Source organism: Bacillus sp. TH13 (genome assembly GCF_016651175.1).
GTDB lineage: Bacteria > Bacillota > Bacilli > Bacillales > Bacillaceae_G > Bacillus_A > Bacillus_A thuringiensis_S.
In genome coordinates, this window is the sequence record NZ_JAEKEJ010000007.1 from 17,204 (window position 1) to 40,613 (window position 23,410).

Sequence of the window (23,410 nt, forward strand, 5' to 3'; positions counted from 1 at the left end):
AATATAAATGAATTTCAATAAAGCTATAATATAGTTCGTCTTTGTTCTATTGATGACACATTGCATTTGTTTATATCTGTCTATTATGTATCGATAAGAAGGTAATATTAATCTTTCCAATACATAAAATAGTGAATTAGATAACTATTTGCGCTAAGTATAATTTAAATTTTAGCATATAAAGGGGTAGTGACAGGGTTGCTGTCATAGACCGCAAAGTAACTTTTTGAAATATAAAATTTAAAGCCTGAAAGAAGGCTTTTTTTATTACTAATTTTTCCTTACACTAAATATAAACAGACAAATAAAGTAAGGAGAAAAATGATGAAAAGAAACTGGACTGACGATGAGCTCATTGAATATTTTATTTTAGTTCCAATGGAACGACAGTTAATTGGTAATAAAACAGGTGCTAGCCGCCTAGGTTTTGCGGTCCTTTTAAAGTATTTTCAACATGAAGCTAGATTTCCGATTAAAAAACAGGATATTCCTAAAGTAGTGATTGCATATATTGCAAAACAATTAGATCTTTCGCCAGATTTATTCGATAGTTACCGTTGGGGTGCGGAAGAACGAAATTTTACCTATCATCGCAAGCAAATAAGGGAATCTTTTGGTTTTCATGAATTCACGGCCAATGATATGCCTATATTCCAAAAATGGTTAGTAGACCAAGTGAACTTTACTCATGACACAGATTATTTAAGAGCAAAAGCATATGAACAATTTCGCAATTGGAAAATAGAACCTCCTACTCTCGGTCGCTTGAATCGAATGATTGATTCAGCAATTAACACCTACGAGGTCAACTTCTTTGAATCAACATGTCACAACTTATCAGAATCCACACGATCTAGAATCGATTCTTTTCTTGAATCATCTATTGATATAAATAACGACGAACAGTTAGAAGAAAATGAACTGTTAACATTTCGTGATTTACTTGCTGATCCAGGTCGTGCCAGTTTAAAAACCCTTCATCAAGAAATACAAAAATTATTGGCCATTCGCCATCTTCAAATACCATTAGATTTATTTCAACATATACCTTCCAAACTATTAAAAAAATATCGATTGAGGGCTGCGACAGAAACGTTAACTGATTTACGTGCCCATCCTGAGCCAATTCGGTACACCCTGTTATCTATATTATTTTGGTGCCGACAATCAGAAGTGACAGACCATTTAGCTGATTTACTTATCGATATTACTCATAAAATCGGTAAAAGGGCTACTAAACAAACAGATAAAGAAATTATTGAAGAAATGAAAAAGGTCCAAGGCAAGAATAAATATATTATTAATCTATTAGAAGCTATGATTGAGCATCCCGACGGGATTATTAACGAAATTTTATATTCTGTAGCGGATCCTCAAACTCTTCAAGATATTTTACAAGAACTGAAACGGAATAAACGTATATACAGGGAGAAAGTTTATATAAAAATGCATGCATCATATGGAAATCATTATCGTCGTGCTATTCCTCAGTTATTAGACATTCTTGAATTTCGATCTAATAACCAAATGCATCAACCGGTTATTCATGCTATTCAAGTAATACGAGAATATGCCAATAGTGGCCAAAGATATTTTGCTTCGAAAGATGATGTTCCAATCGATGGTGTAATTCAACCAAAATGGAAGGATACGATTATTGAAACAGATACCAATGGAACTCGACGGATGAATCGAATTAATTATGAAATCGCTGTCTTACAATCTTTAAGAGGTAAACTCCGTTGTAAAGAAATTTGGATTCAGGGAGCAAATAGATATCGTAATCCAGAAGAAGATTTACCTCAGGATTTTGATGATTATAAAGAGGAACATTTTCAAGCACTAAAATTGCCCCTTGATGTAGAACCATTTATTTCAGAACTAATTGAACAGATGAAGAAAAAGCTTTCTCTTTTAGATGAAGGATTGTTGTCTAAAAATAATCAAAAGGTAAGTATACTCTCCAAAAATAATGGATGGATTCGTCTTTCTCCATTAGAAAAACAGGATGATCCTATTCATTTATCTCAAATAAAAAACGAAATCAGAAACAAATGGCCAAATACAAACTTACTAGATGTATTAAAAGAAGCGGATTTCCTTGCTAATTTCACGAAACATTTCAAAACAACTGCAGACCGAGAAATTCTTGATAGAGAAACCGTTCAACGAAGACTCATCCTTTGTTTATTTGGACTAGGAACAAATACAGGTCTTAAAAGAGTCTCTTCAGGAAATACTACTGATAGCTATCGTGAACTTTTATATATCCGTAAAAAGTTTATTCATAAAGATAATCTTCGGAAAGCAATTGCTGAAGTTGTAAATCAAATTATGTATCAACGATTAAAAGATATTTGGGGAGATGGAACAACAGCTTGTGCTTCAGACTCAAAAAAGTTTGGGGCTTGGGATCAAAATCTTTTAACAGAATGGCATATTCGTTATCGTGGACGTGGTGTCATGATTTATTGGCATGTTGATAAAAAATCTACTTGTATTTATTCTCAGTTAAAATCTTGTTCATCATCAGAAGTAGCTGCCATGATTGAAGGTGTTTTACGACATTGTACAGAAATGTCTGTGGATAAAAATTACGTAGATACGCATGGACAGAGTGAAGTTGCTTTTGCTTTCTGTCATTTACTTGGTTTTAAACTGATGCCAAGGTTTAAAAATATTTATTCACAAAAACTTTATCGACCTGAAACTGGAATGCAAGATGCCTATTCTAGTTTACAACCAATATTAACTAGACCTATAAAATGGGATCTGATTCGTCAACAATATGAACAAATTGTTAAATATGCAACTGCCCTTAGATTAGGTACTGCATCTGCAGAGTCGATTTTAAAACGTTTTACTAAAGATGTTCAACACCCTACTTATCAAGCATTAAGCGAGCTAGGGAAAGCAATTAAAACCATCTTCCTGTGTGAATATTTACATTCCGAAGAAATTCGCAGAGAGATTCATGAAGGATTAAATACCGTAGAAAACTGGAACTCAGCAAATAGCTTTATTTTTTACGGAAAAAACAGTGAGATTCAAACAAATTCTTTAGAAGGACAAGAAGTATCTGTTCTAGCATTACATTTATTGCAAAATTGTTTAGTGTATATTAACACTTTAATGTTGCAAGAAGTTCTTTATGATCGTGATAAATATTGGCTAAAAAAAATGACACAAGAGGATTTTCGGGCATTAACACCTTTATTTTATACTCACGTAAATCCTTACGGAACTTTCAAGCTTAATATGAATAAACGAATTCCGATTAAGTTTGAAGTTTCATAAATTAGATTTCTATGTATGGAAATACAGAATTGTACTTTAGATTTGAAAAAGTACAAAATTGATGGGAGGATTTCATATTGGATCACTCTTTGACAAGATACGTGATACGTTCTAAAGAAGAAGGAAAATCAGAAGAAGAAATACTTAAGAGTATGTATAAGTGGGGAACACAAGCTGATATAGCTAAAGCATTGAATATAAGCACTAGAAGAGTGAAATACTTGTCTAATAAATATGGATTAACAAAGAACGAAAGCTACAAAAGTACCAAAATTTGTCCGGTATGTGGATTGGAAACACATATATCCTGTTTTGATGTTTTTTGGGTAAACGGTAAATTGAAAAATAAGCATGTTTGCTATAGTTGTGAACGTGAATATCATCGCTCTCGATACATGCATAGGGTGATTACGGAAAAATGGGAACAAGAGCAAATCAAGAAAGAAATTTTCATACTTAAATACAAACTGGAAGTTTTAGAAAGCTTGTTAAAGTAATTTCATATGGAACTCAATAAACGAATAGTTATATAGGTCAAAATAATGTGAATAAAGAAGTGTACGGCACACTTTTTGATAGCAGAGATTAAATGTGCCGTACACTTCTTAATATCCATATACTAACTTCTTTGATATAGCACGTGAAATGGAGAAAATGATAGTATCACGATTTTTTGCAGAGTGTTCAATTGCTGTTTCAGAACATACTTCTATTGTATTCCCATATTTCAATAAAAAACCAGCATCTGTTTTATCGTCTTTACTATGTGGTATGAGCTCCCAATCTCCAAAAAAGTAAAATTTATCGCAGTACAAAAGATATTCTTTCCATTTCTTATCATTTTGAAAGTCCTTATCAGATGCTTTTACTTCAACAAATATAATTTCTCTATTTTCATTAAAACCAGCTACATCAACACGTCTCCCATTAGGTAGGGTCACTTCAAATCCAACTACATATCCTTTTGAGTACAACCATTTCCCTGCTTTATATTGTAATTCACCATGTTTTTGAATTTCCTTAGCAGATAACATATTAGATGCAAGAACGGCTTCGGAAAATGATTTAACACTAATTTTTCTTAAATCTTGAATTTCTTTTTCAGTTTCTTTTATTTGTTCTTCAGTCTTTTTTAAATCTTCTTTTGTTTGTTCTATTTTTTTTAAAAGGCTTTCGCCAATTAACTGAACGCCTTTTTTATAGTACGGTGAAGAAGGAGCAAAATACGTCTTATTTTCAGCTCTTCTATCTTCTTTTTCGAAGTCCCAAATGATACCTCCCCGCTTATTTTTCCGTTCTAGATAAGCTCTTACAAATTTGTCTAAATCATTGATTTCATGAGTATATTTCAAGTCATTATATGTGATGATACCCATATTTTTTAGCTTTTTTTGAAACAAAGAATCAAGGCGTTTTATGAGAATTAGAGTATTTGTTGCTCCATTTTTCCCTTGTGATGTTCGTTGATAAATTCCAACATGTTCTAATAAGAATTCTCTTGTTATTTCATCGTATTTTTGAAAATCATTCGTTAAGACTTTGATTTCACTTTGAATAGATTTTAGTTGTTCTATTTTTTCTTTAGCATCTTTTCTACTTTCTTCTAAATATTTGATTTTAAATTTTGTTTCTTCTAGGAATGCCTGTATTCGTTCACGTTTTTCTTCTAAAGATAATACCATTTGTTTAAGCTGGTCTCTTGTAATATTTTCATTTACAGAAGATAAAATTTCTTCAAGTCCTTCCCAGTCTTCATTCTTAAACAAATCTGCGAGCGCTAGTACTTTTAATCCCATCAAATGAACTTTTCGATTTACTGATTCACTTAAATGTTTATTCGCAGCTAATGTGATTTTTAAATAACGTGATAAACGTTTGGCTTGATCTAATGAGACATCGTATCGTTTTGGAACATCCTTAACTTTTATGGTTTTATCAGTAAGATCTTTAATAATTTCTTGACTCAATTGATCACGACCCGTAATCATATCTATCCTCCTTGAAAAAAAGTGTGCCGTACACTTTTAATTCTTATTATAAATTTGATTTCCTGCAAAAACTAGATTACCAAAAACCAATATTTTTGTAACATTTCTCATCCTGCTTCTATTTCTATATTTATAAGGTTTTTCAGGTTACAAAAAATAGTTACCAAAAGTATTACAAAATACCTTTACAATAAATGAACCTTCAGTACAATGAAAGTATATGATTGTACAGGAGGAAACAAATGATTATTGGTTATGCACGCGTATCTACTCTCGATCAAAATTTAGATCGTCAAATCCATTCACTTACTGAATACGGATGTGAAAAAGTCATTCAAGAAAAATTCACTGGAACAATCCGAGAAAGACAAGGTCTTATAAATTTGTTTGATGTGATAAGAAAAGGAGATACTGTTGTAGTTGAAAGTATTTCACGTTTAGGACGTAAAACATTAGATATCCTAAGTATTATTCAACAGTTCGAAGAAATAGGAATTCAATTTGTATCATTGAAAGAGAATATGGATACAGGAACTCCTACAGGAAAAGCTATGTTGCAAATGATGTGTGTTATCGCAGAATTAGAAAGAAATTTGATTGCAGAACGAGTAAAAGAAGGATTAGAAGCAAGTAAGAAGCGTGGAAAAAAGTTAGGTAGGCCAAAATTAGAAAAAGAAAAGCTCTCGATTGCATTACGCATGTATGACAGTAAAGAATACTCAATTAAAGAAATTGTAGAAGGAACTGGCATATCACAAGGCTCTCTTTATCGAGCAATCAATCAAAGAAAACTTGAAGAAATACAGAGGTGACAAATCTCTGTGTTTTTACTTTGCGGTCTATGACAGCAACCCTGTCACTACCCCATAAAGACATTTATTTTAAAGTTTATTCTGAATAATTTTGTTTTTTGTTAAATCAGAAAATAAACTTCTACTCCTATCTCAGTTAGATGAAAAAATAGAGGCGTATTTTACAATTGCTGATCTTCTTCATTCTAGGGATAAGTTTGTAATTAAAATATTCAAAATATCAGTTCATTGAAAGTTACACTATATTAGAACCTTTATTTTTAAAATTTTAAATCCTTTTTTGTACCTGAAATATATATATGTTATATACTAATATATATATTAAGTGTTTATTTGCGATTTCTAATTTTAATTAGTAGTTAAATATTATAGTTATGGATGGTGCGAAAATGGAAGAAGTTAATAATCAATTAGGATGGGATATTAGGCTAATAAATATCCCTCTATTAGAAGCTGAAGAAGTTATAAAAAAATTTAAAAATCAATGGATTTATATTAAATTAGTTCACAATGATAACTCCGATTCTTCTCGATCGAATCAAATAGGTCATTACTCTAAGTTCAAAGTAAAATCTGTTAGTATAAGTAATGATATTATATTTATTTATGGTTCTGAGGATGATGATCGCTTAATAATTTATAAGAATGACTTAGTACGTATAGAAGTTTCACCAACAAAAGATGAAATTAAAATTTATTTAATGAATCAGAATACTGATTCGGAAATCTATATAAAAAAATATTTACCTAAAATGAATACAAGGTTAAATGAAATTACTGATGATATAAATCATTTGATTATTACTGAAGGCAAGACGGATTGGAAGCATTTGAAAAATGCCTTAAGTAACTTTAAGAGTTCTCATAGATATGAGAACTTAGATGTGGATTTTTTCGAATATGAGAATGATGTTGATATGGGATGTAATACTTTGGAGAAAATGTGTGATTATCATGCTCTCTTTAATAATGAAAAATTAAAAATTTTTGTTTTTGATGCAGACATTGAAAAGATAAATAAAAAACATGCCGGAGTTCCTTACATATACCATGGAAATAATGTTTATTCCCTTGTATTGCCTATTCCTAAACATAGGAAAAATACTCCTTTAATTAGTATTGAACATTATTATACAGATAAAGAAATGCAGACTTTAGATACTAAAAAAAGAAGATTATATTTGGCTCGGGAATTTGATGTAAAAAGCAGGAAACATAAAACTCAAGAAAACACTTATGCTCTTAAAGTTAAGCCTAGTACAGATTTAATACATATTGAAGAGAAAGTACTATATGTAAAAAATGATGTTGGTAATTTTGAAGAAATTGCTAAGACGGGGGAAAACATAACAATTTCTAAAAATGATTTTGCTAATAACATTTTATTAGGTGTTGTGCCTTTTTCAACTATATCTACAGAAGTGTTTAGTATCTTTTTTGATATAATTGCCGATATTTATCAAGACTATAATAAAAATAATAATCCGTTATTAAGTGAAAATTCTATTTCTCTCAGTAAAGGGATAAAAATAAATCAGATTAATAATAATTTTGATACTTTATTAATTAGTTGTTTATTTAGTGAAGAGCAATTAACTATACTAAAACAAACTAATTTATTTGGAAATAAAATGGAGTTATCTGCAGATAAAAAAATATTACATTTATACATTATTCTTGGTAGCTATGAAATTAAAATTCCGATACCAATCTCAGATGAATTAATCGAATTTCTTATTAAAAAACAAAATAATAATTATAATAGAATAGAACTATTAATATATGATGATGCGAACTTGTTATATAGTAGTATTGAACTATTTGCCACAGATATCTCTTCAGTTCTTATAGAGAAGATTATAAGTCAATTATAAAATGTATAATAATATGATTTTATTATTTCATAGAATTTGATATAAACTCAGTACCTTAGATAAAATAACAATTATTTATCTTTTAAAATCATGAACCACCATCCAAGAGTTCGTTAAATGTGAATTTAACGAACTCTTGGGGATTTGAGTTACTACCCCCTTCTACTTGTAGAAAGACATGAAACTGGATACTTTTCAGACAAGAAAATGGGTACTAAATGAACTGTCTCCATTGAAAATTCAGCATTTCACACTATAAAGTAAGCTCATTCTTTTATTAAGTATAAATTCTTTTTATATAGATCTACTCATGAATAAGTTGAGTGTATGGAAGTATTCTTTTTATATTAATATAACCAAAGGTATCTATTAAATAAAAACCTTTAGATTTTAATTGTGTAGATATTGAATTAATGTTTTCTTACTTATTCAATTGTGATAACAATAGAAAGCTCATACTATAAACACTGTCTGTTAATGCTTTATCCAATACAGCCATTTCAAAATAAGTTAGATTTCCTTTATGTTTATAAGTATTTATTAGTCTATCTATTAATAAATTACTAAATTCAATTACTCTTTCGTTGTTTGTAAATATCTTTCTACCTTTTTAGATAGCAACAATTAATATTTTATTTTTATATTCAAGTGTAAAAAGCTGTTCTTCTAATGTAGGTTTGATAATGTTTTTAATCCAGCTAATCATCTTATATCCTTCTTTTGTGGTGATTTCTTACAATTGTGATTGTACAATGATATAAATGGCTAAACTATCACGACCAGAAAATCTATATATTTAACATTTCACAAATCCTTACTCTACGGAAAATTAACCAATCTTCTTATTTAAAAGACTTAAATTTTATAACATACGCTTTAAAACTTTTAATACGTTGAACAGGGACTATAATTATAGAAATTATACTATAACGTTTTTATGTTTTTTATAAAATAAAAAATAGGTGAATTGTAATCCGTGTTTTGGTATACATCCACCTATTTTTTCAATTTAATTAGCATGACCTAGTATTTGTATGATTTTATCAGCTTTGGAGTTTTGAATATGATAGTATATCTCTAACCCTTTTCTTTCAGCCTTCAGTGCTTTCCCTTTCATTTTGGATAAATGTTGCGATACTGTTGATTGTGGAATATCCAAAATATTAGTTAATTGTGTTACATTTAATTTCTTGCTCTTAGCCAATTCACTAACAATTTGTAGACGTATTGGATGAGCCATAACTTTTAATAGTTCAACGTTTTCTTCAGAAACTAAACCTTGTACATTATCATTATTAAATTTGTTCATAATACAACCTCACATTCAATTTAAATTTTATTCGAATCATTTAACGTATATTCATAATATTGTTATATTTAAATTATTTATGTATTCAAATATAAGTTTATTATATAGTTTCAACTTGTGCTATGTGTGGAGTTAATATGTGTTTGTTGTGAAGTTTTTTTAATATTTTTAGTAATTAAAAAATCTACAAAGAAATTTTATCTCTTTGTAGATTTGAATTAATGAATTATGCAGTATAAAAATACTAATGTCATCAATATACCCATTTATACTATAGATAAACTAGCTTAGGATATAAAAGGTAATTATTACCTGGATAAAATTCATGCCTTTAAGAGGTAGCACCAAATGCCCATCAACTAAATATCTTGAAGTATCCCCAAAACAATAAAAATGAACTTCCTTGCTATAAAAGACATGAATTTTTCGTTTGGGAGCATTATAAATTAAAAACATGATGGTGATGCTGCAGGACCCCTACTATAAGGGGATTCTTATAGTAGGGGTCCTTATTACTCCCTGTTTACTCATCTTTTATTTTAATAGATATTATATATCAATAAGTTGCGAAGTTTTTTGATCCATATAATTTTAAATACTCCTGAATTTTAGAAAGATGAACATAGGTTTTACCATGCTCTTTTTCCATATAACTCATTACATCAGAGATTTTAGCTACTGCATATATTTCTACACCATAATTTTTGGATGCCTCTTCTAAGGCTGACAGTTGAGACTCTAATGCCTTTTCCTCTCTATCAAGAGCAACAAGAAAAGCGGATAGTTCTCCACCTTCTCTCTCGATAATTTCTTTTGTTTCTTTGATTGTTCTGCCCGATGTAATAACATCGTCTACTGCAAGTACTTTTCTTCCTTTTAAAGAAGTCCCAACAATATTTCCACCTTCACCATGGTCTTTTGCCTCTTTACGATTAAACGCATAATTAACTCGTAATCCATGTTTATAGAATAAAGCCATAGACGCAGATAAGGAGATTGGGATTCCTTTATATGCAGGGCCGAAAATAACATCAAATTCGATGTTATTTTCTATAATACTAGAGGCATAGGACTCTCCTAATTTAGCTAATTTAACTGAATCATCAAATGAACCAAAATTAAAGAAATAGGGACTGTTACGGCCTGATTTTAATTTAAAATTTCCAAATTTAAGAATTTCCTCCTCGTAAATGAACTGTATAAATTGATTTTTATTAGTATTCATTTCACTATTTACCACCTTTTATTAATAGAAGATACACATATATATTTATGATAATTGGAATCTCTTTTCTGTTTACAATTTATATAACCAAGCAGCAAAATTAATATAGACTGCGAACTAGACGTCTATATTTCCTAGACTAAAGTTTTACTTTCTATATTGTCTGGTTTCATAAACTTCTTAGCATCTATTCTTTGTTGAAGTTGTTCTTCTTCTAATAATATTATTCCTTTTTTCTCTAACCAAACATCATCATAAATCTGATCCAAATAATTTATCCCTGTATCTGGAATAATAGCCACAACTGCCTTTGCATTACTATTATTAAGCCAGGCCAATGCTGAGACGACTGATAATCCTCCAGAACCGCCTATCATAATTCCATACTTTTTAGCTAATATACGACAGGTTGAAATCGCTTCTTGATCACTTGCTATACAAACTTGATCTATAACTTCTAAATTTGTATTTTGGCCTCTCCAACTCAACCCAACTCCGTTAATTAAATAGGGATTAAAGTGATTTTGGAATACAGCAGAACCTTGTACATCACAAGCAATAACATTAATTTCAGGATTAAATTGCTTAATAAATTTGCCGACTCCGCACAAATGTCCACCTGTACTTACTGCACCCACAACAGAATCAATAGGTAAATCGACAATTTCTTTACCAGTAGTTTCAGCATGAAAATTGGGATTATCGGGATTATCATATTGATTTGTCCAATATGCATTAGGATATTGGACTATAAGCTCTTTCACACGTTGAATTCTTGCTTTTTGGAAACCACCATTTTCATCTGGAGTTTTTACCATTTCAACCCGGGCACCATATGCGTTATACCACTTTAATAGGTTAGAACTAATCTTTGGATCCACCACAATGATTACCTGAAATCCATAAACAGCTCCTAACATCGCTAGAGATTTACCCAAATTACCTGAAGTTGACTCTATTAAAATATCACCTTTCTGAATTTTCCTGTTTTTCATAGCAGCTTTGACTAACCCAAGAGCTGTTCTATCTTTCACACTAAAATTTGGATTAAAGTAATCTAGCTTTAGATATAACTTTTTACCATAAGGTACTAAATCACTTTTAAAATCTACTACGGGTGTATTTCCGATGCATTCTGTTATATTATCATATATCATACATTTATCACTCCACGATTTTGATATGCCCTTTAGTACTAGTTAGCAATTTATTTCCACTAGAAGAAATTAAAACCGGATCCTCTACGTGTAATGCTCCTAATCCAAACTCATAATATGGTGTTTCTACGGATAAGACCATTCCTTCTTCAATTACATCCTCATTATTTGGAGCGAGTATAGGTAGTTCATATGGTTCCAACCCTATACCATGCCCTACGTGATGTCTTCTGTATTCTTTGAAACCAGATTTATACACTGCATCCATCGTTAAATCAAAAACATCTGATCCCTTCATGCCAGGTTGAATTTCTTGCATAGCTATACATTGCCCTTTATAAAGTGCATTAAATTTATCATACTCTGGTCTAATATACTTATACGATAAGACTCGTGCAATATCGGCCCAATATCCGTCACAAACAATATCACAGTCAAACCAAATTAAGTCTCCTGGCATTAATTTAATATCCTTACTTTGCCTACGCTGACCACCAACAGCATGTCTTCCGACTTTAATCATTGGTAAAACAGGTAATGCTCCTTTTTTAGCAATAGAACAATTGAAAATATTGGCTATTTCATATTCACTTATACCTTCAAATAAATTAGTAGCTACATCTGCAATTGCATTCTCTATACATCTTGCTGAATAAGCCAATGCTTGAACCTCATGATCTGTTTTCACTGATCTAACATGCCTTAAAATATTAGATGCCGAAACTACCTTACTTTTTTTAAAATTATTACTAATAGTATCGATATGATATGGCTGCATTCCATCCTCATCTATACCTATGTTACAATGTTCAATGTCTATATCTTTTAAAAGAGCAATAAGCGCCTCTATCCCATTAGAATGGCTCGCATCGAAATTGGATAATAGTTTCAGACGCTCTTCTTCTTCAGAAAGAAGAACATTATTTTTATGTTCTCTATAAAAAACCCCATAAGTATATATTTTTCCTACCTGCACTCGTGCATCTAATACTTGATCAATTTCCCCAATAGAATGGACAATATGAACAATTTCAGGATTATCTATTGTAATAACTGAATAACATTGTCCAAAATATGGATTTAATGTCTTTACAACTGGCTGGAATCCTGTAAAATAACGAATATTTTCTTTTGTAGAAGCAATAATTGCATCTAACCCATTTTGTTTCATCTTATTAACTAAACGTTCTATATTATAAATCAATGTAATTGTTCACCTCAATATCCATAGTCAATCCCAGTTCTTTATTAGTTCTAATACGGCAGGAGCTAATAGATTTTTATCTTTATATTCAATCCAACTTACTTCACTAATCTCTGCCTTAGGTTGAATTTTCCCTTCCCAATCCGCGGAAAAACATACAAGATCAACTACTGCTTTTTCATTATAAGCTGGTCCTGTGACTGTATATAAATATTGAATACTCTCTGGAATTAATTTAATATTTAACTCCTCAAGTAGCTCTCTTTTTAACGTTTCACTGGCCTTCTCGTCTTGTTCAATTTTCCCACCTGGTAGATACCAATGTTTATTATCTCGTACTCTTACTAATAATAATTTATTGTTTTCTTTTTTAACGAGACATGCACACTTTATCCGTTTCACTTTTCAATATCCTTTCCACCATATTGTACATTTTGCCTTTTTCGTATGATAAATAATGACCAGCAGCTATACGCATTGGGTCACCAGCATGATAGTACTCATATACCAATTGACGTTGTCCAAAAGCATCTCCTGAAGCATCCCATGCTAAGTTAAGTAGCATTGTTCTTTCTTTTGCATCAAATTCACCTGTTGAAAGAGCGGTCATTAAGTAATCTCTATTTTCATTGAAAAAGTCTTCATGATGAGGTGTCGCAAGCATAGAACCAGCAGCTAGTGATTGAATGCATTTTACCATTTTTTCATACATTTTTGGAAAATTATATCTAATTGCTTGGATTGCATTAATACTTGGTGTTATTACTCCCTCATTACTCATATATGCATCTTGTTCACTTAACACGATACTTGCCTTTAACAACTCTACATAGGATGTTAACTCTCCTAATTTTTCTTGAATGTTTATAAATTGATTCAGTTTTAGCATCTCAGCTAGCTTAATAGCAATGCCAGTTAAAAGCTCAGCTTTTGCCAGTCCTCTTACAATTCCTTGATGCCCTGTATGGTGCCTTGCAAAAGTCTTATCATAAAACTGATTAGATTTTTCTACATCTCTAAATATTAGAACTCTATCCCAAGGAATAAATACTTCATCTAATAATAAATAAGCATCTATTTCATCAAATTGATTTGTTAATGGATGATCAAACGTATCATAACCTTCTTTGACCAAAGGTTTTCTGCATATTACTTTTAAACCTGGAGAATTCACAGGTAGAGTAAATGCTACAGCATAATCTTCATCTCCTGCCTTAAGGCCCGGCATATTAAAAATTAGGAGTTCATCTGCAATTGGAGCTAATGTAACAATCATTTTTGCACCTTTAACCACAATTCCTGATGCATCATAACTCACCACATGTACTCCTGCAAAATCATGTTCTTGTGCACCTAAAGCTTTTGAACGGTCAATCTGTGGATTAATTGATCCATGTGCTATAAATAAATTATTTGCCTTTACATGTTTATAATATTCTTCTGCATTTTGAGTATAATTTGCATATTCATCTCTTCCAAAAAAGCTAGCATGAGCTGATAGTGTAGCTACTGCTGCATTAATAAAGTCTGGTGTTCTACCAAGCATCCCATAAGAGATATCAGCTATTTCTTTATAAGCCTTTCTTTTTCGTTCTAAATCTTTTATGCTTCTCGGAATTAGCAAACTAATTGAGGATCGTTGGCCATCCGTATCTACAAAACTATGCTCTTCTGGTTTTTCATTTTGCAAGCTATAATACTCTTCCACACAATGAATTGCACCTGAAAACGCTGAATGTTTTGTTACATCTTTAACTAATTCACCATTTAAATATACTGTTCGATTATCATTAATTCTTTCTCTATACACCATTTTCTGTTTACCCCCAACGTTAAGAATATTAAGTTTTCTAAAACTAATTAATACTTATTTAAATTTCACATAAATAGATTGGATCCGTATATAATCTAATGGACTCTCTCCATAGTTTTAGCATCTCTTGCCAATCTTCCTCTACATAATCCTCACGGATTATGAAGCTTAAAGGTACATTTAAATTTAAAAAACGTCCACAATTTATTGTAAACTTCGTAACACCAGCAGGAAGTAAGACACCTTCATCAACAACTTGAGCAATTTGTTTTAAACTTAAAGATGGATAACGAATAACAATTCCATCTTCTTTTAACTCATTATTAGAAATACGTTGAAATTGATATTTATCTGTATATACATTTACAATTTGTTTCCATGTCTCTACCATTGAAAACAAATCTAATTGATTCATAAGCTTAGAATAAACATAATGATTATTCCCATCAATTGTAACGATTGCTAAATAATTATGTTCCTGAATAGGAACGTCGCTCCAATATAAATTAGTATTTTTTTAAAATCTGCAATGAAATTTCTGTCATTTGGAATATAGTGCGCCCAGGAATCAATAGATATCAATTCTGATTCCACTACTTGAACAACCATTCGTTTGCAATTTAAGGCTTGTAGAGACGATGTTCTATGTGCACCATCAAGTATTAAATACTTGTCCTTACTTATTTGAAAAGCAATAGGTGGATTCTTTAATTTTTGCTCATCTTTAATTTTTTTACAAATTGATTTTAATCTCTTTACTTCATACTCTTCATGTAAAAATATTTGTTCGATTGGCACTACCTTTAATGCAGATAACACAGATTTCCCTCCCTAACCTCTTAAATATCCTACTGATAAAACCACAAATGTATAACCTGTACTTTAGAAATGATGCAATTCGTCCAATCTATTAATTTATGATATTAATCAGATTTTAATAGTCTGAGAATTCCTAAACTTCCAATGATTAATAATATATCAAACCAAAAATGATTTTTCAATAATATATGGTAAAATTTATTATTTTTTTACAAAAAAGTAATCATCTGACATCACTCTTCGGATTTCATACATTTCATTTCCGTTATTTCTTAAAAATCCCTAGCACTATCATGGATACACATCGTTTCTTTATTAAAAGTATGGTTTAAATTTTAATAATATCTACTGGAGAACTTAAATAGTTATATATTCGTAAACTATTATCACTAGAAAAAAACTTGATAAAATTTTATCAGAAAATTTTATCAAGTTTTTCCGTTTCATCATCTTGTAGTTATTACATACAGGAGATATCATATCCATATCCGATTTTTTTGTTTTAAGCAGAAAAAAAGAGGGCACTTATTATAAGTTTCCCTCTCTATTTATTATAAACTATACTATTAATCTTTTTTATCAACCCATTTATTTACAATAACATGGTTGTAATCTTTCATTTGTGCAAAAAGCTCCTCTATATTTGTTGAAGATAGAATTAGATTAAGATTTTCTGGTCTTGCAAATCCTTTATCAACTGTATGTTGTAACATTTTAAGTAAGGGGTCAAAGAAACCATCCACATTAATTAACCCAACTGGTTTTTTATGTATACCAATTTGTCCCCAAGATAAAACTTCAAACATTTCTTCATAGGTTCCGTATCCACCAGGCAATACAATAAACCCATCAGCCAGTTCACTCATCTTTTGTTTACGTGAATGCATAGAATCTACAACTATTAAATCAGTAAGCCCTTGATGTGCAATTTCTTTATCTCGTAAAAACTCAGGGATAATCCCTACTACATTTCCACCAGCTTGTAAGGCAGAGTTTGCTACACTTCCCATTAATCCGACTTTACCTCCACCATAAATTAATGTGATATTTTTTTTACTTAAAAATTCCCCTAATTTTTCTGCTGTGTTTTTATACTCTTCACTTTCTCCATAATTCGATCCACAAAATACACATATTGAATTCATGATTTCGACTCCTCATTTCTAAAATATATTTCTTTGTCAATACCATTAATAATCATATCAAATTTCTTTGTTATTTTTTTATGAAAATATTAAGAAATAACTCTCATGTCTGAAAAAACAACTTAAAAAACATTTGAATAACATTTACCTATGGAATATAATGGGTGAGGCGAGCTCGCTATATTCATAAAATACTATTAATTTTAACAATATTATTATATTTTTTTATTTCTAACAATTCTATATCAATGGGAGATATTTTATTATGTGGATTTTATTTTTAATATTTGCCTTTTTGGCTGGACTTGCTTTACCGATTCAATTCAGTATTAATGCACAACTTCGTACTGTTGTAGGTTCACCTCTTGTTGCTGCAACTATTTCTTTTATAGTTGGTGCAATCACTTTATTCACCGTTTCATTATTTAAGGCTGGTTTTAGTTTTAATAAAGGTATTGCATCTGCACCATGGTGGGTGTGGACTGGAGGCGTTTTAGGAGCTTTTTATGTACTAGCTACCATTATTCTTATTCCAAGAATTGGAGCGGGAACAACCGTAGCTTTGGTGCTCGCTGGTCAAATCGTTGCATCTGTATTAATAGATCATTTTGGTTTAATTAATGTTCCTATACATCTGTTATCCTTACCACGTATTCTTGGCGCTATTTTAGTAATTATAGGTGTTATACTCATCCAAAAATTCTAGTTTTAAATTATTACCTAGAATACTTTACATTGTTCATTTTAGATAAGGTGTTTTTAACATTCTTTTAACTTTAATAATTTGAAGGGAAGATTCTAACGATGTATGCAAATATCCGCAATTTATTATTTAAGATGGACCCTGAAAAAGCTCATACACGAACTATTCAAGCTCTAAAGGTTATGCAATCATTTTCATTAGCTAGAGATTTATACAATACAAATATGAGCTTGAATGATTCTAGATTAGAATGTAAATTACTAGATATTACATTTCCTAATCCAATTGGTTTAGCAGCTGGTTTTGATAAGTTTGCTGATGTATATCCAGCTCTTGCATCCCTTGGTTTTGGCTCAGTTGAAGTAGGTTCTATTACACCTAACCCTCAGCCTGGAAATCCTAAACCTCGCCTATATCGTTTACCCGAGGACACAGCACTTATCAACCGTATGGGGTTTAATAGTGAGGGATTAAATAAAGCAAAGCAAAACTTTATGACTTTACCACGTCCAGCTATACCTCTAGGAATTAATTTAGGAAAAAACAAAGATACTCCAAACGAAGACGCAAATTTGGACTATCAAAAAGGACTGGAAACACTCTATACTCATGGCGACTATTTCATCATTAATATTAGCTCGCCAAACACTGAAGGTTTAAGAGATTTACAATATGTCGATACTTTAAAGCCATTATTAACTTCTATTTTAATTAAACGTGATGAATTATGTAAAAAACATAGTCAATATCGTCCTATTGTTTTAAAGATTGCTCCCGACTTAACTCCAGAACAACGTGAAGGAGTTATTTCAATAATTTTAGAAGTAAAAGTTGATGCAGTTATTGCTGCAAATACAACTATTTCTCGTACTAATCTAACTTCTAAATATCAAGAGCAAAGTGGCGGCTTAAGTGGTAAACCATTAAACTCACGTTCTACAGAAATTATTTCTAAAATCTATCAACAAACTCAAGGGAAATTACCTATCATTGGATCTGGTGGTGTTTTTACTGGAGAAGATGCATATGAAAAAATTAAATCTGGTGCTTCGCTCGTACAGCTCTATACTAGTATGATTTATCGAGGCCCCTCTGTTGCAAAACAAATTAACCAAGAAATTTTAAATTTACTAGAAAAAGATGGACTTTCTAATATTACTGATGCTATTGGTCTATATCATAAATGAGTTCTGCCCCACTTCGAAAATTGAAGCGGGGCAGAATTCATTTATGATAACATTTTTTATGTTGCCTTTACATTTTTCATGAGTTAATAACTATTTTATTGAAGCTTGAAGTTCATTCCAAGTCATTGGTTCTTTATTTGTAGTTTCAATCATATCAATTGCTCCATCAACAAGACAGACAATAGAACGTAGGTTACATCCAATGCAATCCTCTTCGCGAACTTTAAGAAATTTACTTCCGTTATTGCTAGTGAGTATTTTCACAAGAAATATAACATTTATTAAACTTTATACAAACATCATTATTTATTCTTGCAACCACGTGATAATTTAAATTAAGGTCTCCCCCTCGATACAGATGTTCCTACTATATCCATCACTGAAGGAACTCCCTTCTTATCTAAATAATTATTTAAGCCGTCTATCATTTCATCATCTAAGTGTTCGTTAAATCGGAATTTAACGAACAGTTGGGGATATAAGAGTTATCCCCTTCCCTCATTGTACAAGGATATGAAAATGGATACTTTTTAGACATGAAAGTAGATACTTCATAAATGTCTTTTGTTACTTATGTAGAATTAAATTAAATTTTAGTTAAATTTTACAGTTAATTAGGTTTTACTGTGAAGTAAAAAAGAGAGCATGGCTCTCTTTTTTAATCATGCGTTATCTCACCAACGCTTTGGAAATTTAATGTATAGGTTAATTGATCAAGTTGAACCCGTCCATTACTTATAATTTTTTCTCCTTTAGCCGCCATACCTGACATAGTTTCTGGGATTTGCCAGTATCCTTCTTGTCTTGTTGGTGGTAACTGTGCTTGTAAAGTAGAAGGAATATAGAATGACAAAATCTTTAATCCAAATGTGAAACGAACCATTACAGGATATAATGAGTCTTTATTAGTCAATTCCCAATACTCTAAGATACCTTTACTATATCCATTACCCGGTACAAAAGCTGTATCAAGGTAAAGTGGGAAAATATCTTCTTCACCTAATAGCCAGCTCGGTATATGTTTTAGTTGTTCTCTCTTTTCTGCCGATAGAAAGGGCCAGATCATATGAGTGAGTGCTTTGCAAATGTCAGTAGCTCTATATTTGAGAGGATCATTAATTTGGTAAGTAACCTTTTTATTTTCTAAATCCGGGATAATTTCAAATCTACCTTCAAGGTCATTTATTTGAATATGCACTGTATTACTGTCATCTAAATGTTGAATTGATGAATCACCTTTTGAAATTGGCTTATATTTAGGCATGCCATTTCTTTTTCTTGCACCGATAAAAATTCGATCTAACATTAAAAAATTAGCTAACTCGTTTTCGTGATTACTAAAATGATGTTCATTACATCTATCACATTCATCGTAATTAAATAAAATTCGGTTGCCTAAACCAGCAGGAATTACATGGGCATCTTTTTTAAAAGTGGTTTCTCTCTTAGTTTTTCCACAATACATGCATTTTCTATTAGTCTTATCTCCGAAAAAAATATTTTCTTCCTGATTCTGATCATGATTTGAAAATGAGTATAAAAAAGGTTTAGCTGCAAGCTCATATATTTCCATATAATACCCCTCCGGATTAAAAAATTGTCAGTCATAAATTACCTAGTAAGACTCCTTTTTTGATAGTCATAATAACTTTCATAAAGGTTCATGTACCTGGGTGAATTATAAACTATGTCATTACCAAACTTATTTTAAATAAGTTTAAGCAATCTCAAAATTTTTTAAAATACTTTCAACTATATTATACGATTCATTTCTATGCTTTGTATGAAGATACGATGTATTTATTTAAAAGTTTTCATAGTGAAATTCATATCTTAGAGATACATATAGAACACTAAGCTCTACTACATTAAGGAGGGTTTAGTGTTCTGATAAATCTAATATTTTATTGTAGCGGTCCTAATAGTCCCATTATTAATCATCCTCTCTTCTACTTCAGTCACTTAATTTTAACTACTGCTTTAATGAATGCATTGAGAATAGATAAATAGTACTAACTAAAATTACTATTTACCGCTTTTTCTTAATGTTAGTATCTATAAATATATTATATATAAGATATATGTGTTTTGTATGGAGGTACTGTAATCTTTTTAGGAAGTTTTCACAAAAAGTTATCTATATAAAGAAGGTCGTAACTCTAATTTTTATAATTATGCTTATAGTTTAAAAAAGATAAAAGTCCTCCTTACTCTGTAAAATAAATAAGAGGGCTTTTATCTTTCATATAAGTGAATCCGATTTTATGATTTTAAAAATGAATGTCGTCTGTTATACCCCATTGCCATCAACCTAAGAAAACAGGTTACCCCCAAAACGATAAATAAGCTTTTTTCACAAGAAATCCTAAAAATTTCGTTCTGGGAGTGTAATAAAACTTTAGCTTGATGGACATGTGGTGCTATCCCATTTCGAATTACAAGGGTTGCATAATAATATAACAATGCAAACCTAAATCCCCTATGTTTTGGGTAACTTTTCAACAAAACATACTCAAGCATATCTTGGAAGAAAAGGTTTTTTCCAAAATAAACTGTGGAAATCGGGTTAGTTAAAGGTGATTAAACCATTTTCCGTATCGTTCCACTCAACTACACAATTAATAAATCCCGTACTCTCAAGAGCTTTTTTAAGAAATTTACGGTAATAATGCGGAATGTCAGTATTATCTTCAAATCCCTCAACATCTACCCATTCAGGAATTACTTTATCTTTCTCTTTAGCTTCTAATTCTCCATTATTATGATCACTAAAATATACAAAACAAATTGCGTGATCATTTTTAGGACGGGTAATGAACGAGATAACCCCAACAAGATTTATTTGATCTGCTATGATTCCAGTTTCTTCATATAATTCTCTAGAAGCAGCTTCTTCAAGAGTTTCACAGTTTTCTATATGCCCCCCAGGAGGTATGAGTTGCATATATGTGTTAGCCTTGGCTACCACACGACGAATTAAAACCATTTTATCTTCTCGAAATGCTACACAACAAACTTGAGCTTTGGGACGTATCATGAATATTGCTCCTCTTTAATCGTAAATTCGTTTATATTGATTTCTAAATCATTAAAATATTGTTCCCAAACTTCTTTTTCGAAGCTTATAGTAGTTTTAGCAGCCGAGACGAAGTCTGGCTTACCTTCTAGTATATACTGTGTATTTCGAAACGTAGCTTCCCATGTACTATCAATCACCTTTTCTGGAATAAAGAAAGGCGTATCAGCCAAATGTGCTTTCTCTTTATCTTGGTTTGATTTTGAATAGACATCATCAGATTTCGGCTTAACTCTGATGGCTAATTCCATGATAGGTGCCTGTCGTGTGTTGGGGAAAAATGTAAAAGGTGCAAACATCATTAACCATGAAATTACACCTGAATCTTCTAAGTCTATTCTTAAGGATAAACAAATTCGATCCTCATACTTAGTAGCGCTTTCTAAGAAAATTAATTTTGAGTCTCTTATCCACTCTTTTAATATTGTTGATAATTGTTCGATTGTAACAACATTTGGGAAAAGGAGACTTAAAACCTCAATGTCTGGATTCTTAATCGCACGCTCAATTGTATCATCTAACTTTGATACAGTATTCATTCCTTCAAGAATCACACTTGAATGCCAACCTGTTTTTTTATTTGATTCTTTTGCTAAATGTTGTGCGAAAAGGCAACCGTTTTGTCCGCGCCCATGCCAATGTTTGTGAACTAATTTTACCATTTGTTCTTGAGACCAAATATTATTGTCTCCAAAGTACTGCTCATAATTTTCTCTATTTGGGAACTTTCTTTTTTGAATAACTCTGCTTTTTGACAATTCTTCATTTTTTATTACTGGCATGTTTCTTCCCCCTTAAATAAGTGTGACCACACATGATCAAGTGTTTCAAAACTTGGAAATCCATAATGAGAATGAACGCTATCATATTTCCATTCTTTTTCTCTTTTAATGTGAATTCCAATAAGCCCAGCTTCTATTGCAGGTAGAATATCATGAGGAATAGAATTACCAATCATGATTATTTCTCCTTGGGTTTTTGCTTTTAAGTGTTGATACAACGCTAAATCCTTGTGCCCACTAATTACCACATCATCAACCCATTGTAAATTAATATCCTGAATACGTTTGGTCTGTACTTTATAATCCCCATGAGTAACAATCCAAACTTCAAATTGATTCATTTGCGAAATCTTCTCTAGAAAACGTTTAGCATCAGAATGTAAATCGATTTTTTCTATAAAAATATTTGCTGCCTCTTTATAAATAGCCTCTTCCGAGAAAATCTGATTGCCTAAAAAGTACTTGAAGGTTTCTAACCAACTATTAGGAAACCTATCTTTAGATAAGCCCTTTGTCTTAATTTGTTCAATATCTATTTCATAAAGAATTCCCAAAATTTTTTCCTTTGATATCGAAACCTTTGACTGCAGTAAATAAACTAGTCTTTCATTAATTTTTTCGTAACTTTCTTGAGTTTGAATCAATGTGTCATCCAAGTCCAAACATACTACTTTTTTCATTTTTCCCCTCCGTAAACTTATAAATCTGAACCAACATTTGAACTACCCGAATATCAATATACTTCCTTCTGAATAAAAAAAGGATTTTGCAGAGATTAGTTAAGCTTGCCAAAAGAAAGAAGATGATTAGCCTCAAAGTAGCTAAAAACTTCTTGTGATAGAAAATAATAATAGTTATAAATTTTCCGATTAATTTTCATATTGAATTACCATCTCTACATCAATTTTGACTCAGATAATACTAATGAGGGCATCAATTTTTTTATTATGAAAGTCTCCCTTTTAAAAATAAAACATGTTACAGTTGCATATGTTATACTAAAAGTACATTCATTTCAA

General features: G+C 30.9%; 18 protein-coding genes and 2 pseudogenes. 6 read left to right on the plus strand and 14 right to left on the minus strand.

What is annotated here, in order from left to right; translation table 11 throughout:
- Positions 1-324 precede the first annotated feature (324 nt).
- Positions 325-3,297, plus strand: a complete 2,973-nt coding sequence (locus JFU02_RS01830; protein WP_201069513.1) for a Tn3 family transposase — start codon at positions 325-327, stop codon at positions 3,295-3,297.
- Positions 3,298-3,374: 77 nt separating this feature from the next.
- Positions 3,375-3,794, plus strand: a complete 420-nt coding sequence (locus tag JFU02_RS01835) for a hypothetical protein (protein ID WP_207193670.1) — start codon at positions 3,375-3,377, stop codon at positions 3,792-3,794.
- 108 nt (positions 3,795-3,902) lie between these two features.
- Here the strand turns inward: JFU02_RS01835 and JFU02_RS01840 are convergent, their stop codons facing one another.
- Complete coding sequence (locus tag JFU02_RS01840; protein ID WP_242488015.1) at positions 3,903-5,264, minus strand: MmcB family DNA repair protein; 1,362 nt, start codon at positions 5,262-5,264, stop codon at positions 3,903-3,905.
- A gap of 263 nt (positions 5,265-5,527) precedes the next feature.
- Here JFU02_RS01840 and JFU02_RS01845 point away from each other — a divergent pair, with 263 nt between their 5' ends.
- Both JFU02_RS01845 and JFU02_RS01850 read left to right on the plus strand, forming a co-directional pair.
- The gene (locus tag JFU02_RS01845) at positions 5,528-6,097 is read left to right on the plus strand and encodes a recombinase family protein (RefSeq protein ID WP_000583547.1); all 570 of its coding nucleotides are present in this window, start codon (positions 5,528-5,530) and stop codon (positions 6,095-6,097) included.
- Positions 6,098-6,486: 389 nt separating this feature from the next.
- Entirely contained in the window at positions 6,487-7,971 is a 1,485-nt protein-coding gene (locus tag JFU02_RS01850; protein WP_201069515.1) for a hypothetical protein, read from the plus strand.
- A gap of 1,009 nt (positions 7,972-8,980) precedes the next feature.
- Here the strand turns inward: JFU02_RS01850 and JFU02_RS01860 are convergent.
- The 8 genes and pseudogenes from JFU02_RS01860 to JFU02_RS01895 all read right to left on the minus strand — a co-directional run bounded on the left by JFU02_RS01860 (position 8,981) and on the right by JFU02_RS01895 (position 16,643).
- Entirely contained in the window at positions 8,981-9,280 is a 300-nt protein-coding gene (locus JFU02_RS01860; RefSeq protein WP_002016873.1) for an ArsR/SmtB family transcription factor, read from the minus strand.
- A gap of 556 nt (positions 9,281-9,836) precedes the next feature.
- On the minus strand, positions 9,837-10,505 hold the full coding sequence (gene pyrE, locus JFU02_RS01865) for an orotate phosphoribosyltransferase (protein ID WP_201069516.1): 669 nt from the start codon (positions 10,503-10,505) through the stop codon (positions 9,837-9,839).
- Positions 10,506-10,639: 134 nt separating this feature from the next.
- Entirely contained in the window at positions 10,640-11,662 is a 1,023-nt protein-coding gene (locus JFU02_RS01870; RefSeq protein WP_201069517.1) for a PLP-dependent cysteine synthase family protein, read from the minus strand.
- 7 nt (positions 11,663-11,669) lie between these two features.
- Complete coding sequence (locus JFU02_RS01875; RefSeq protein ID WP_201069518.1) at positions 11,670-12,866, minus strand: M24 family metallopeptidase; 1,197 nt, start codon at positions 12,864-12,866, stop codon at positions 11,670-11,672.
- Between the two features lie 27 nt (positions 12,867-12,893).
- Positions 12,894-13,268, minus strand: coding sequence for an NUDIX domain-containing protein (locus JFU02_RS01880; protein ID WP_201069519.1), 375 nt, complete (start codon positions 13,266-13,268; stop codon positions 12,894-12,896).
- Positions 13,237-14,679, minus strand: a complete 1,443-nt coding sequence (locus tag JFU02_RS01885; RefSeq protein ID WP_201069520.1) for a 4-hydroxyphenylacetate 3-hydroxylase family protein — start codon at positions 14,677-14,679, stop codon at positions 13,237-13,239. The genes JFU02_RS01880 and JFU02_RS01885 overlap by 32 nt, the downstream gene beginning before the upstream one ends.
- 58 nt (positions 14,680-14,737) lie before the next feature.
- Positions 14,738-15,498 (minus strand): annotated as a pseudogene (locus tag JFU02_RS01890) (ParB N-terminal domain-containing protein).
- A 566-nt stretch (positions 15,499-16,064) separates the two neighbouring features.
- Positions 16,065-16,643 (minus strand): LOG family protein, encoded by a 579-nt coding sequence (locus JFU02_RS01895; protein ID WP_201069521.1) that lies wholly within the window; start codon positions 16,641-16,643, stop codon positions 16,065-16,067.
- A gap of 265 nt (positions 16,644-16,908) precedes the next feature.
- Between JFU02_RS01895 and JFU02_RS01900 the strand changes: the two genes are divergently transcribed.
- The gene (locus JFU02_RS01900; protein ID WP_000264902.1) at positions 16,909-17,349 is read left to right on the plus strand and encodes a DMT family transporter; all 441 of its coding nucleotides are present in this window, start codon (positions 16,909-16,911) and stop codon (positions 17,347-17,349) included.
- A 98-nt stretch (positions 17,350-17,447) separates the two neighbouring features.
- Positions 17,448-18,533 carry a quinone-dependent dihydroorotate dehydrogenase gene (locus JFU02_RS01905; RefSeq protein WP_201069522.1) on the plus strand — a complete coding sequence of 362 codons (1,086 nt, stop codon included), beginning with the start codon at positions 17,448-17,450 and terminating at the stop codon, positions 18,531-18,533.
- 90 nt (positions 18,534-18,623) lie between these two features.
- Here the strand turns inward: JFU02_RS01905 and JFU02_RS01910 are convergent.
- From JFU02_RS01910 to JFU02_RS01930, 5 genes and pseudogenes are all read right to left on the minus strand, one after another.
- Positions 18,624-18,967, minus strand: a pseudogene (locus tag JFU02_RS01910) (4Fe-4S dicluster-binding protein); the annotation flags it as partial.
- Positions 18,968-19,191: 224 nt separating this feature from the next.
- A complete protein-coding gene (locus tag JFU02_RS01915) occupies positions 19,192-20,106 on the minus strand; it encodes an HNH endonuclease (RefSeq protein ID WP_201069523.1) in 915 nt (304 codons plus the stop codon).
- A gap of 993 nt (positions 20,107-21,099) precedes the next feature.
- Positions 21,100-21,570, minus strand: a complete 471-nt coding sequence (locus tag JFU02_RS01920) for an NUDIX hydrolase (protein WP_201069524.1) — start codon at positions 21,568-21,570, stop codon at positions 21,100-21,102.
- Complete coding sequence (locus tag JFU02_RS01925; protein WP_201069525.1) at positions 21,567-22,391, minus strand: hypothetical protein; 825 nt, start codon at positions 22,389-22,391, stop codon at positions 21,567-21,569. The genes JFU02_RS01920 and JFU02_RS01925 overlap by 4 nt, the downstream gene beginning before the upstream one ends.
- On the minus strand, positions 22,382-23,071 hold the full coding sequence (locus JFU02_RS01930; RefSeq protein ID WP_201069526.1) for an HAD family hydrolase: 690 nt from the start codon (positions 23,069-23,071) through the stop codon (positions 22,382-22,384). The genes JFU02_RS01925 and JFU02_RS01930 overlap by 10 nt, the downstream gene beginning before the upstream one ends.
- Positions 23,072-23,410 lie beyond the last annotated feature (339 nt).